13 protein-coding genes are annotated in these 12,963 nt (G+C 62.9%); 5 read left to right on the top strand and 8 right to left on the bottom strand.

The window, feature by feature from the left end; translation table 11 throughout:
- The first annotated feature begins 114 nt into the window (after positions 1-114).
- Both SKZ59_RS06685 and SKZ59_RS06680 read left to right on the top strand, forming a co-directional pair.
- On the top strand, positions 115-465 hold the full coding sequence (locus SKZ59_RS06685; protein WP_319991161.1) for a hypothetical protein: 351 nt from the start codon (positions 115-117) through the stop codon (positions 463-465).
- Positions 466-507: 42 nt separating this feature from the next.
- The gene (locus tag SKZ59_RS06680) at positions 508-771 is read left to right on the top strand and encodes a hypothetical protein (protein ID WP_034751956.1); all 264 of its coding nucleotides are present in this window, start codon (positions 508-510) and stop codon (positions 769-771) included.
- A gap of 66 nt (positions 772-837) precedes the next feature.
- Here the strand turns inward: SKZ59_RS06680 and SKZ59_RS06675 are convergent, their stop codons facing one another.
- From SKZ59_RS06675 to SKZ59_RS06650, 6 genes are all read right to left on the bottom strand, one after another.
- Positions 838-1,395, bottom strand: a complete 558-nt coding sequence (locus SKZ59_RS06675; protein ID WP_413774533.1) for a fasciclin domain-containing protein — start codon at positions 1,393-1,395, stop codon at positions 838-840.
- 247 nt (positions 1,396-1,642) lie between these two features.
- The gene (locus SKZ59_RS06670) at positions 1,643-3,088 is read right to left on the bottom strand and encodes an efflux transporter outer membrane subunit (protein ID WP_072454085.1); all 1,446 of its coding nucleotides are present in this window, start codon (positions 3,086-3,088) and stop codon (positions 1,643-1,645) included.
- A 44-nt stretch (positions 3,089-3,132) separates the two neighbouring features.
- Positions 3,133-6,333: an efflux RND transporter permease subunit gene (locus SKZ59_RS06665; protein WP_319991160.1), complete on the bottom strand. Its 3,201-nt coding sequence runs from the start codon at positions 6,331-6,333 to the stop codon at positions 3,133-3,135.
- A 2-nt stretch (positions 6,334-6,335) separates the two neighbouring features.
- Entirely contained in the window at positions 6,336-7,580 is a 1,245-nt protein-coding gene (locus SKZ59_RS06660) for an efflux RND transporter periplasmic adaptor subunit (RefSeq protein WP_128142663.1), read from the bottom strand.
- Between the two features lie 271 nt (positions 7,581-7,851).
- Entirely contained in the window at positions 7,852-8,712 is an 861-nt protein-coding gene (locus tag SKZ59_RS06655) for an alpha/beta hydrolase (protein WP_034751961.1), read from the bottom strand.
- Positions 8,709-8,879, bottom strand: a complete 171-nt coding sequence (locus tag SKZ59_RS06650; protein ID WP_157808778.1) for a hypothetical protein — start codon at positions 8,877-8,879, stop codon at positions 8,709-8,711. Before SKZ59_RS06650 ends, SKZ59_RS06655 begins: the two co-directional genes overlap by 4 nt.
- A 190-nt stretch (positions 8,880-9,069) precedes the next feature.
- Here SKZ59_RS06650 and SKZ59_RS06645 point away from each other — a divergent pair, with 190 nt between their 5' ends.
- The 3 genes from SKZ59_RS06645 to SKZ59_RS06635 are packed head-to-tail and all read left to right on the top strand — an operon-like array spanning position 9,070 to position 11,452.
- Positions 9,070-10,032, top strand: coding sequence for a LysR family transcriptional regulator (locus tag SKZ59_RS06645; RefSeq protein WP_034751962.1), 963 nt, complete (start codon positions 9,070-9,072; stop codon positions 10,030-10,032).
- Complete coding sequence (locus tag SKZ59_RS06640; protein ID WP_319991159.1) at positions 10,029-11,000, top strand: D-2-hydroxyacid dehydrogenase; 972 nt, start codon at positions 10,029-10,031, stop codon at positions 10,998-11,000. The genes SKZ59_RS06645 and SKZ59_RS06640 overlap by 4 nt, the downstream gene beginning before the upstream one ends.
- The gene (locus SKZ59_RS06635) at positions 10,997-11,452 is read left to right on the top strand and encodes a hypothetical protein (RefSeq protein ID WP_319991158.1); all 456 of its coding nucleotides are present in this window, start codon (positions 10,997-10,999) and stop codon (positions 11,450-11,452) included. Before SKZ59_RS06640 ends, SKZ59_RS06635 begins: the two co-directional genes overlap by 4 nt.
- Before the next feature lie 3 nt (positions 11,453-11,455).
- Here SKZ59_RS06635 and SKZ59_RS06630 read toward each other — a convergent pair whose 3' ends face one another.
- Both SKZ59_RS06630 and SKZ59_RS06625 read right to left on the bottom strand, forming a co-directional pair.
- Positions 11,456-11,959 (bottom strand): DUF1993 domain-containing protein, encoded by a 504-nt coding sequence (locus SKZ59_RS06630; RefSeq protein WP_319991157.1) that lies wholly within the window; start codon positions 11,957-11,959, stop codon positions 11,456-11,458.
- Between the two features lie 60 nt (positions 11,960-12,019).
- Entirely contained in the window at positions 12,020-12,901 is an 882-nt protein-coding gene (locus SKZ59_RS06625) for an alpha/beta hydrolase family esterase (RefSeq protein ID WP_319991156.1), read from the bottom strand.
- Between the last annotated feature and the right edge of the window lie 62 nt (positions 12,902-12,963).

The raw sequence follows: 12,963 nt of genomic DNA, 5'->3' as shown, positions 1-12,963 counted from the left end.
CGTTTGTAATGACCGTCAACGGCAGCGATCCCGGGCGCGTTTTATGCTCAGTGACACGGGAATCATCCCGGCACCAACAGACATACCAGACAAACCACCACTGAGGACTGCACCATGAAAAAAGTAATTGCTACCCTGATCGCCGGCCTGTTCGCAACCGCAGCCTTCGCCCAAACCCCGGCAGCACCTGCAGCCGCTCCTGCAGCCTCGGTTCCTGCCAAAGTGGAAGCGGCCCATACCAAGGCTGTCGTGAAAGCGGACGCCAAGGAAGCGCAAGCCGTCGTCAAAGCGGATGCCAAAGAAGCGAAAGCAGTCGTCGCCGCAAAAACGGAAGTGGCCAGCGCCAAAGCGGAAGCGGCTACCACGAAAGTCAAGGCACATCACAAGGCCAAGAAAACCAAGGCCAAGGCTGACGAAAAGCTGGCATCGGCCACCGCCGAAGCGGCACCAGCAGCAGCCAAGTAATTCCGACACTCTTTACTGACCACACATACCAAGGATTTCATCATGAAAAAAGTTATCGCCACCCTGATCGCCAGCCTGTTCGCCACCGCTGCTTTCGCCCAGGCGCCAGCCGCTCCTGCCGCCACGCCAGCGACGCCAGCAGTCGCAGCCACGCCAGCAGTCAAGGCCGAAGCGCCGGCAGCCGCCGTCAAGCCAGCGGCGCACAAGAAAGCCAAGCATCACAAGGCGAAGAAAGCCGCGCCAGCCGACAAGGCAGCACCTGCGGAACCAGCGGTACCGGCAACGCCAGCAGCGCCAGCCAAGTAATCACGGCGGCACGAATGAAAAAGACAGGGTTTTCCCTGTCTTTTTTTTCGTCCGTTTTTCGCCCGCTTATTTAGGCATCAGCACCGAGTCGATCACATTGATCACGCCATTCGACTGGTACACGTCGTAGGTGCTGATGCTGGCGCTGTTGCCGCCCTCGTCCATCACCACGATGTTGTGCATGCCGTTCATGGCGAACATCAGCTTGCCGCCGCTGGCCGTGGGCAAGGTGGCTTTACCGTCGTGCATCTTGATTTCCTTGGCCAGCGCCTTGAAGTCGTATTTGCCGGGCACCACGTGATAGGTGAGGATTTTCGTCAGGGTCGCCTTGTTTTCCGGTTTCACCAGGGTCTCGACGGTACCGGCCGGCAGCTTGCCGAAGGCCGCATTCGTCGGCGCGAACACGGTGAATGGGCCCTTGCCTTTCAGGGTATCGACCAGGCCGGCCGCCTTGACGGCGGCGACCAGCGTCGTGTGGTCGGCCGAATTGACGGCGTTGTCGACGATGTCCTTGGACGGATACATGCTCTGGCCACCGACCATGGTCGTCATGTCGGCGGCAAACGTGGCGCTGGCGGCCAGCATGGAAGTAATGAACAGTGCTGCGGGAACGAAGGTGCGCATGATGGTATCTCCTGAATGACGGCGTTTGCATGATTGCAGGAGTATTTACGTGGTGGGTCGGGGATTGGATTCAATTTATTTTTTTGGTCTGGCCTTGATTGAGGACGCGGGTGGTGTCGGCTTACGCGCGATGCGCTAAGCCGACCTACCGCGCTGCGTGCCAAGCCGGCCTGCGCAAGCCATAAAAAAACGGCGCCGTGCAAAGCACGACGCCGTTTTCGACTGGCTTATCGCCGCGGGCAGGAAACTAGTTGGCAGCCACTTGCGGCTCCGTCTCGCCCCAGCCGCCGCCCAGGGAGCGGATCAGCGCCACCGTGGTGACGGCGCGGTTGCCGCGCAATTGCACGGCGTTGCGCTCGATGGCCGCCAGGTTGCGCTGCGCGTCGAGCAGGTCCAGGTAACTGGAACGGCCAGCGTCGTACAGTTTTTGCGCCAGGTCGGCCGAGCGGCGCGCCGAGACAACGGCTTCGTCGATCTGCTGCGTCTGGCCCGACAGGATGCGCAGGCCGGCCAGGTTGTCTTCCACCTCGGCGAAGGCCACCAGCACGCTCTGGCGATACGTCGCCACCGACTCTTCCAGCTGCGCTTCGCTGCGGCTCACCGCCGCCTTGTTGCGGCCACCGTCGATGATCGGCATCGACATCAGGGCGCCCAGCAGCCAGGAGCGGCTGCTCCACTTGAAGATGTCCGAGAAGGTATCGGACGCGCCGCCGCCGGAGGCGTTCAGGGTCAAGGCCGGGAACATGGCCGATTTCGCCACGCCGATGCGTGCATTCGACGCTTCCATGGTGCGCTGCGCCGACGCGATGTCGGGACGGCGCTCCAGCAGGGAGGACGGCATGCCGGCCGGGATCACGGGCAGGAAGCCGCTATCCTGCAGCGGGTTGACGGTCGCCGTGAAACTGGCGGCAGGTTTACCCAGCAGGACGGCCAGCGCATGTTCGCTGGTGGCGCGCTGGCGCTGCAGGCCGATGGCTTCGGCGCGCACGGTCGACAGCTCCGTGCGGGCACGCGACAGGTCGAATTCGCCGATGTCGCCCAGGTCGTAGCGGCGCTGGTTCACATGCACGCTTTCTTCGCGCAGGCGCACCGTCTGTTCCAGGGTCGCCAGTTCGGCGTCCGTGGCGCGCAGCTGGAAGTACGTTTGCGCCACGTCGGCCTGCAAGGACAGCAGCACCGAGCGGTAAGTCGCTTCCACGGCCAGCGCATCGCTGCGCGAGGCGCTGACGTTGGACGCCACGCGGCCGAACAAGTCGACTTCGTAGCTGGCCGTCAGGTTGGCCTGGTAGACATTCGTGGCCGCCACCGGCGCGCCGTTCGGCAAGCCGAGCGACACGGCGGAAGCACGGTTGCGCTGGCCGCCCACGTTCACGCCCACTTGCGGGATGCGGTCCGCTTCGGCGATGCCAGCAATCGCCCTCGCCTGCTTGACGCGGGCGGCGGCGATGGCCAGGTTGGCATTCGCTTGCGTCGCTTCGTTGATCAAGCTGGTCAAAGCCGGATCATTGAAAGCCAGCCACCACTCGCCGCGCGCCTGGCGCTCGGCGGGTACGCCCTGCTTCCAGCGCGTGCCGTCGGCCGCCGTCTGCACGGCCGGCAAGGTTTGCGCTTCCTTGAACGCGGCCGGCGTCTCGATCTGCGGCTGCTTGAACTCGGGCGCCGCGCAGGCGGCCAGCAGGACTGCGGCGGCCATGGCGGTCAGCACGGGCTTGACGCGCCAGATGATTTCCTTGGTTTTCAATATATATCTCCTTCCAGGTCCAGCGCTGGCGCGGCGACAGGCTTGGCGGCAGCGACGGCTGGTTTTTTCTCAAAACGCTGCGCCAGGGTGCGCAGCAATACATAGAACACAGGCGTCAGGAACAGGCCGAAGAAGGTCACGCCCAGCATGCCGGCGAAGACCGCCACACCCATGGCATGGCGCATTTCCGAACCGGCGCCGTTCGAGAACACCAGGGGCACCACACCCATGATGAAGGCGATCGACGTCATCAGGATCGGACGCAGACGCAGACGGCACGCTTCCAGCGCCGCTTGCACGACGGTACGGCCATGCTCTTCCAGTTCGCGGGCAAATTCCACGATCAGAATCGCATTCTTCGACGCCAGCCCCACCAGCACGAACAGGGCGATCTGGGTAAACACGTTGTTGTCGCCGCCGGTCAGTTTCACGCCCAACAGTGCGCAAAGGATCGACATCGGCACGATCAGGATCACGGCCAGCGGCAATGTCCAGCTTTCGTACTGGGCGGCCAGGACCAGGAACACCAGCAGCACGCACAGCGGGAACACATAGATCATCGTATTGCCGGACAAGATGTCCTGGTAGGTCAGCTCCGTCCATTCATACGAAATCCCCTGCGGCAGCACTTCCTTGGCGATGCGTTCCAGCGCGGCTTGCGCCTGGCCGCTCGATACGCCAGGGGCTGCGCCACCATTGAAGTCGGCTGCGGCATACGCGTTGTAGCGCTGCACGCGGTCCGGGCCATAGCTGTCCTTGACGCGCATCAGCGACGACAGCGGGATCATCTCGCCCTTGTCGTTGCGTACCTTCAGCTGCGCGATATCCTGCGCATGCGAACGGAACGCCGCATCGGCCTGCACGCGCACCTGGTAGGTACGGCCAAACTGGTTGAAGTCATTCACGTACAGCGAACCGAGGTTGATCTGCAAGGTCTGGTAAATCGTTTGCAGCTGCACGCCCATCTGCTTGGCTTTCACGCGGTCGACGTCGGCGAACAGCTGCGGCACGTTGATCTGGTAGCCCGAGAACACGCCCGCCAGTTCCGGCGTCTGGTACGCTTTCGCGGCCAGCGCCTGGGTGGCGTTGTACAGCGCGTCGTAACCGAGGTTGCCGCGGTCTTCGATCATCATCTTGAAGCCGCCGATGGTGCCGAGGCCGTTGACCGGCGGTGGCGGGAAGACCATGATGAAGGCGTCCTGGATACCGCCCAGACGCTTGTTGATCTCGGCCGCGATGGCGCCGCCCGACAATTCCTTGCTGGTACGCTCGTCGAACGGTTTCAGGGTGGCGAAGACGATACCGGCGTTCGGCGCATTGGTGAAATCGTTGATCGACAGGCCGGGGAAGGCGATGGTCGATTCGACGCCAGGCACCGACTTGATGACGTCGGACATGCGGCGCACGACATCTTCGGTGCGGTCCAGCGACGCGGCGTCAGGCAATTGCGCAAAGCCCACCAGGTATTGCTTGTCCTGCGCTGGCACGAAGCCGGCCGGCACAGACTTGAAGGTGAAGATGGCGGCAACGACCAGCAGCGCATACACACCCAGCGAAGCGCTCTTGCGGCCCAACACGCCTTTTACGCCAGCTTCATAGCGGTGCGAAGCGCGGCCGAAGAAGCGGTTGAACCAGGCGAAGAAGCGGCCGAAGACCATGTCCATGCCGCGCGTCAGCGCGTCTTTCGGAGCATCGTGCGGTTTGAGCAGCGCGGCCGACAGGGCTGGCGCCAGGGTCAGCGAGCTGAAAGCGGAGATCACGGTCGAAATGGCGATGGTCAGCGCGAACTGGCGGTAGAACTCGCCCGACAGACCAGGCACGAAGGCGATCGGCACGAACACGGCGCACAGCACGAGGGCGATGGCGACGATAGGACCGCTGACCTCTTTCATGGCCTGGATGGTGGCGTCGCGCGGCGACAAGCCTTCCTCGATATTGCGCTCGACGTTTTCCACTACCACGATGGCGTCATCGACGACGATACCGATGGCCAGCACGAGGCCGAACAGCGACAGCGTGTTGATCGAGAAGCCAAAGCCCAGCATCACGGCAAAGGTGCCGACGATGGAGACGGGAACGGCCAGCAGCGGAATGATCGATGCGCGCCAGGTTTGCAGGAAGATGATCACCACCAGCACCACCAGGGCAATCGCTTCGAGCAGGGTATGGATCACGGCTTCGATGGACGAACGCACGAACTGCGTCGGGTCGTATTCGATCCGGTATTCCACGCCTTGCGGGAAGTCTTTTTTCAGTTCGTCCATCTTGGAGCGCACGTCGGAAGACAGTTGCAGCGCGTTGGCGTTCGGCGCTTCGAAAATACCCATGCCGACGGCCGGATTATTGTTCAGCAGCGAACGCAGCGAGTAGCTGTTGGCGCCCATTTCCACGCGCGCCACGTCCTTCAGGTGCGTCACGGCGCCATCGGCATTCGTGCGCACGATGATGGCGCCGAATTCCTCGGGCGTCTGCAGACGGCCCTGGGTGTTGACGGTCAGCTGGAAGTCCGAGTTCTTCGCTGGCGAGGCGCCGATCACACCGGCGGCCACCTGCACGTTCTGCTCGCGGATCGCGTCGACGACGTCATTGGCCGTCATGCCGCGCGCCGCCACCTTTTGCGGGTCGAGCCAGATGCGCATGGCGTAGTCGCCGGCGCCGAAGATCTGGATGTCGCCCATGCCGGGCAAACGGGCCAGTTGATCCTTGACGTTCAGCACCGCGTAGTTACGCAAATACATATCGTCATAGCGCTTGTTCGGCGAGACCAGATGCACCACCATGGTCAGGTTGGGCGAGGACTTGACGGTCGTCACGCCGATCTGGCGCACTTCCTCGGGCAGGCGCGGCAAGGCGCGCTGCACGCGGTTCTGCACCTGCGTTTCGGCCTGCTCGACGTTGGTGCCGATCTTGAAGGTCACGGTCAGCATCATCGCGCCATCGGACGTGTTTTGCGAGGACATGTAGAGCATGTTCTCGACGCCGTTGATCTGCTCTTCGAGCGGCGCGGCCACGGTTTCGGCGATCACTTTCGGGTTGGCGCCCGGGTACTGCGCGCGCACCACCACGGATGGCGGCACGACGTCGGGATATTCGGAGATGGGCAGGCCGAAAATCGACAGCAGCCCGGCCACGAATATGACGATCGACAGCACCGCCGCGAAAATCGGCTTGTCGATGAAAAAGCGGGAAAAGTTCATGTTTATTCCTTGGAAGTCGATGCTGCTTTCGCGGCGATCTTGGCATCTTTTGCTTCAGGTTTTGCAGGAGCGGCAGGCGCGGTCGGATCGAAATCCATGGCCACCATCTGCGGCGTCACCGGGGCGCCGGGGCGCACGCGCTGCAAGCCGTTGACGACGATTTTCTCGCCCGCCTTCAAGCCTTCGCGCACCACGCGCAAGCCGTCCGAAGTCGGGCCCAGCTTGACGGCGCGGTATTCGGCCTTGTTGTCGGCGCCCACCACGTAGACGTATTTGCGGCTTTGATCCGTGCCGACGGCGCGGTCGCTGATCAACAGCGCCGTGCTTTGCGCCTGCGGGCCGTTGCCGCCGTCGAGCTGGATGCGCGCGAACAGGCCAGGCACCAGCTGGCGCTCGGCGTTGGCGAAGGTGGCGCGCATGCGCACGCTGCCCGTGGCCGGATCGAGCTGGTTGTCGACGAATTCCAGCTTGCCTTCATGCGGGAAGCCCGTTTCGTTGGCCAGGCCTACCTTGACGGTGACGGGCGTGCCCTTTTGCGCCGTGCCGGCCACGCGCAGGTAGGTATCTTCATCGCCGTCGAAGCTGGCGTAGATGCGGTCCGTCGACACCACCGAGGTGAGGATGGCGGAAGCGTCGATCAGGTTGCCGACGGTGATTTCCGCCTTGCTGACGCGGCCGCTGATCGGCGCCTGCACCTGCGTGTACGACAGGTTCAGTTTCGCCGCTTCATACGCGGCTTGCGCCGAACGGACATTCGCGTCCAGCTCTTTCAGGCCCGACGCCTTTTCATCGAATTCGCGCTGGGCGATGGCTTTTTCAGCCAGCAGCTTTTCAGCGCGCGACAATTCCAGCTTGGCCAGTTCCGCCTTGGCGCGGGCCGAGGCGGCAGTGCCTTCGGCGCGCGACACTTCGGCCTGGAATGGGCGCGGATCGATGACGAACAGCACATCGCCCTTTTTCACTTCGCTGCCCGGTTTGAAATTGACGGCCGTGATGAAACCGCCGACTCTCGAGCGGATTTCCACGCGCTCGATCGCTTCCAGGCGGCCCGAGAATTCCTGCGTTTCCGTGATCTGTTTTTCAACGACGGCGGCGGCCGAGATGGGCGGGCCGCCGGCCGCTGGCGCGTCGGGCACCTTGCTATTGGCCGAATCGCAGCCGGCCAGGCTCACGGCCACCAGTCCCGCCAGCGCGAGCGAGGCAGCCAGGGGCTTCAGCAGAGTGGAAAATTGTTGAACGTTTTTCATTTTATTTCCCTGTTTTATGAAAATTTCTAATGGTATGGGCGGCAGGAAGCAACCCAACTGAAAAAGTGAATAGTGGTGCCATGGCGCCCGACGGCGCTCGATCAAAGGTAAACAGGCCGCCAGCTATTTAAAAGCGGACGGGGACGACAAAGCTGGCTGTGCGAGCGCACAACTCAGGCAAGATGGGAACTACACTCCGTAGTGTAACAACCGAAACTCAAAAAGTAAACTGATTAGTGTAAGTTTTTTTGCGGTGCCGCAGATGGCGGCGTCATGACTCGGGCTCCTGCCCCAGTCCAGCGACAAAGCTGGCAATCTCGTTCAAGGCATGTACCTTGCAAGCGCACTCATTACGCGCGCCCGCATCCTGCAGCGGCGCGGCGGGCATGCGCCGCACCGTGGTCTTGATGCCGCAGGCGATCAGCTTGCTGCCGTATTGTTCAGCCTCGTCGCGCAATGGGTCGTCTTCGCCGGACAGGATAAGCGCCGGCGGCAGGTTCTTCAGGCGGCTCGACTGCAATGGCGACGCATACGGATGGGTACGGTCAGCGGCATTCGGCAGGTAGCCACGGTAGGCGGCGGCGCATTGATCAGCCACTTCCGCCAGATCTGGGCACGTCGGCAAGTTGCGCATCGAACAGGTCGACAGGCCGGGGTCGAGCATCGGCATGATCAGCACCTGGCCCGCGAGGGGCGGTCCGCCCCGGTCGCGCGACATCATGGCGCACACGGCAGCCAGATTGGCGCCCGCTTCGATGCCCGACACCACCATCTGCTTGCCCGTCCAGCCCAGCTTGGACTTGTTCTTTTTTGCCCACAGCAGCACGGCGTGCGCGTCTTCCACGGCGGCGGGGAATGGCCGCACCTTCGCCAACGTATAGTTCGCGGCCAGCACCACGTGGTCGGGATTGCTCAGCACGAGGCAGCGCAGGAAGTCGTCCGCGTCGTCCAGGTCGCCGTCGACAAAGCCGCCGCCATGGAAGAAGACGATCAGGCTCGACTGCTTGGCGCCCGGCACGCCGGCCGTGTAGACGCGCGCGGCGAGCGCATCCTGCGCGCCCTGCACCTGGATATCGCGTATCTTCAGCGCCTGGCCAGGAGCCAGTTCAGCCACGGTGCCGGCAACGCTCATTGCGCCACCACCGGCTGCACCGCAGCATCGAGTACCGTGTCGTTCAGGCACAACAGGGCGATGCCGCCCACTTCATGGGTCAGGGCGCTGTAAGCACTGGCTTCGCTTTGCGCCGCCAGTGAATACGCATCCGTCGATACCATCGCGGCCAGAGCGAGCGAGCTCATAGCGAGAGCGAGCACTGCAAAGATTCCATTCCGATAAGCCATGATGTTTCTCCTGTTGTACTGCCTGCGGCATCACATTTATGCTGCAGTACAACAACTATAGACTTGATCTACAATCTGATAAAGAGTGCAATGACGAATTGATTGTTCAGGATTCTGAATAATCACGGATAAAGTGACAGGAATTCAAGTGAACAAGCTGCAAGCAATGGAAGTTTTCATCCAAGTCGTCGATGCGGGCGGCTTTACGCGCGCGGCGGAAAACATGCAGCTGCCGAAAGCCACCGTGTCAACCCTGATCCAGTCGCTGGAAGCGAGCCTGTCGGTCAAGTTGCTCAACCGCACCACGCGCCACGTCAGCATCACGTCCGACGGGGCCGCCTATTACGAACGCTGCGTGCGCATCCTGTCCGACGTGCGCGAGGCCGAAGAATCGCTGTCGCGCACGCGATTGAGTCCCAGCGGACGACTGCGCGTGGATGCGCCCACGGCCCTGGCGAGCGAACTGATCATCCCTGCCCTGCCCGATTTTTTTGCCCGCTACCCGGACATTTCGCTGGAACTCGGTTGCAGCGACCGTCCCGTCGACCTGATCGAAGAAGGCGTCGACTGCGCCGTGCGCGGCGGCGAACTGGGCGACCTGAACCTGATCGCGCGCCGGGTCGGCGTGCTGCACTTCATGACATGCGCCTCGCCCGGCTACCTGGCGCACCACGGCACGCCGCTGCATCCGAACGACTTGCCCCGGCACCGCGGCGTGAATTTTTTCTCCGCCAAGACGGGCAAAACGTTTGACTGGGATTTCACGCGCGCCGGCGAACGCATCCAGATCGCCATGCCCAGCCATATCGCCCTGAACGATTCGAATGCCTACTCGGCCGCGGGCCTGGCGGGCCTGGGCATCGTGCAAATGACGCATTTCATGCTTGCGCCGCTGATAGAACAGGGCAAAATGGTGGAATTGCTCAGTGAATGGGAATCCGACCCGCTGCCCATCCACGTGATCTACCCGCCCAACCGCCATCTGTCCGCCAAGGTGCGCGTGTTTGTCGAATGGGTCGCCGACATGTTTACCAACCACCCGGCCACGCAGCTCAAGGGCAAGAACGCCAGCCCGAGCCCGCGCGCCACCCTGACCGAGGCCCAGCCATGACCGCAGCAAGCACATCGCCCCACCGCATCGTCTTTCTCGACCGCGACAGCCTGATCGCCACCGTGCGCCCACCCGCCTTCGCGCACAGCTGGGAAGAACATGCGCACACCAGGGGCAGCGAACAGACGGTGTCCCGCCTGCAAGGCGCCACCATCGCCATCACGAACAAAGTGCCGCTGCGCGCGGCCGAGCTGGCGCAGCTGCCCAAGCTCCAGATGATCGCCGTGGCCGCCACCGGCACGGATATTGTCGACCTGGCCGCCTGCCGCGAGCGGGGCATCGTCGTGGCGAATATCCGCGACTATGCGCGCGCCACCGTACCCGAACACACCTTGGCCCTGATGCTGGCCCTGCGCCGCCAGCTGCTTGCCTACCGCGCCGACGTGGAAGCGGGCCTGTGGCAGGCATCGGACCGCTTCTGCCTGTTCGGCCACCCGATCCGCGACCTGGCCGGCAGCCGTTTGGGTTTGCTCGGCTACGGCGCGCTGGGCAAGTCCGTGGCGCAGCTGGGGCGCGCCTTCGGCATGCAGGTGCAAGTCCACAACCGCTCGCCTATCGATGAGGACGGCGTGACGCAAGTGACGTTAGACGAGCTGCTGGCCACGTCCGACGTGCTCAGCCTGCACCTGCCTTTGACGGACAAGACGCGCAACATCATCGGCGCGCAAGAACTGGCGTGCATGCAGCCGACGTCCCTCCTGATCAACACGGCGCGGGGCGGCCTTGTCGATGAAGCGGCGCTGGCCCAGGCATTGACGAACGGCGTGATCGCCGGCGCCGGTTTCGACGTGTTATCGAAGGAGCCGCCGCTGCCCGACAACCCGCTGTTGAATTTGCGCCTGCCCAACTTCATCCTCACGCCGCACACGGCCTGGGCCAGTGGCGAAGCCATGCAAAAGCTGGCGGACATCCTGATCGGCAACGTGGAAGCGTTCGAACGGGGCGCGCCCACGAACCTGGTGGCATGAGCGTATTGCACGAACTCGATGAACTGCTGTGCGGCGACGACGAGGAATACGACCGCCTCGACCTGTTTCACGAAGCGGACGAGCTGATCGGGCAACTGCGGGCGGCCGACGTGCCCGCACTGCTTGCCCTGTGGCAAGCGCGCAGCCTGTGCTGGCGGCAACGCTACACGCAAGCGAGCGGCTCCATCGACGGCGCCGTGCTGCGCGCCCTGCTGGCCGGTTTGCTGCAGGTCAAGGAGGCCCCACACGGCGTGTTCGAACTGATGAACCGCCTGCCTGCGACAGCCGACGCCTCCCCGCTCAGCGACGCCCTGCTCGATTACGCCGAGCAAGCCTGGCATGCGAACCCGGCACGGCACCGGCAAATCCAGATCAGCTGCTGGAGTTGCGGACTGTCGGGACGGCTGCTGAAACGGCTGGGGTTTTCCGCCTGGAAGGAAGCGGGACTGTAGTTCTTACGATGCGACTGGCGTCTCGAAGGAAAATCCCGGCGCATACGCGTGATAGCCATCGAAATCGCCCTTGCCGATGCTGGCTCCCTGGCTGCGGGCAATCGCATACGCCATGCTGAAGTGGAAATAGAAATTCGGCAGGATATACAAGTTCAAATATTCGCCGGCCGGCAGCGCGATGTCGGCAAAGCCGGCGCGGTCGCGGCAGATGCGTTCGGGCGGCCCGTCAAAACGTTCCGCAGGAATATCCTTGAGGTAGCGCGTGGTCTGTGCGATCTGCTCCTGCAGGCTGGCGGCGGCGCTGAAATCGGCCACGTCCAGCCCTGCCAGAGGGCAGCAGCCGCGCAGGGAAAAGCTCACTGCCGCGCGCACTTGCTGGGCAAATGGCAGCATGTCCGGGTGCAAACGCGCCGCCAGCATCGATGGCGCGGTGCCGGTCTTGTCGAGCATGGCGGAAAGCTGCGCCAAGGAGCGGCAGAATATGGTGACGGGGTGGCTGTTCATCATTTCCTTGTGCAAGATTCAATATGACAAGAGTGTGCCACAGGCAACCGCGTCCCCGTCACCTTAACGCCGGTGCTTGCTGAAAAATTCCCAGATGACGTCATTCGCATCGACGGCGCGCGTGGTCTTGCCGATGGGCAGCCCGATATTGAAGGCATCGGCGCCAGGCCACGTGTGGCCGCCATCCTTGACGGTGAGCAAGGCAACGCTGGCGCCGCCGTCATCGCCACCCTGCTCCAGCCAGCTTACTTGCGTCGTATCGCCGGCAGGGCCAGGAATCAGGCGCGGCTGCGGCGTGGCGCCATCGATGCCGTTGTGCTTGCGCCAGTAATCAAAGGTGCCCTGCGCCGACAGGTAGCCGGCGGCCTTGCCTTCGTACAGCACGACCTTGTCAGCCGTCCCCTGTATCAACAGCATGCCGACCTTTCCGCGCTGTTGATGGTGCCGCACCACGGGTTCCGGCATGGGCGCGCCCACCGAGGCGACGGCGGCGAACTGCTGCGGCAGCTCGGCCGCCAGGCGCAGGGCAAAGAAACCGCCGCGCGACAGGCCCGTCGCATAGATCCGTTTGTCATCGATGCGGTAATCCTGCTTGAGTTTGCTCAGCATGGCTTGCGTGAAACCGACGTCATCCGTGCCCGCCAGGTAATCCATGCCGAAGCCCACGTTCCAGTCCTGCTTGATGCCTTGCGGATATACAACGATGAACTGGTGCCGATCGGCAGTCTTGTTCATTTGCGTGTACAGCATTTGTTCCGCCATGCTCATGCCGCCGCCATGGAAATTGAAGACGACGGGAAAGGCTTGCTGCGGCGCGCTTTGGTAAGACGGCGGCGTGTAGACGATGTAGCGGCGCTTGTCTTCCTTGTGGACGAGGCTGCTCACCTGGGCCAGCGCGGATGTGCACAAACAGGTCAGGGTCAACAGGCTGATGACGATTTTCATGGGCTTCCCTTCAAGTAAAAGAGCAGCCAGCATAAGCAGGAGCAGGTGAAATCGCGGTGAAA

Origin of the sequence: Janthinobacterium sp. GMG2 (genome assembly GCF_033949445.1) — a bacterium.
GTDB classification, from domain to species: Bacteria; Pseudomonadota; Gammaproteobacteria; order Burkholderiales; family Burkholderiaceae_D; genus Janthinobacterium; species Janthinobacterium aestuarii.
Note: the sequence above shows the minus strand (reverse complement) of the source record. Positions and strands in the feature narration are given on the sequence as shown.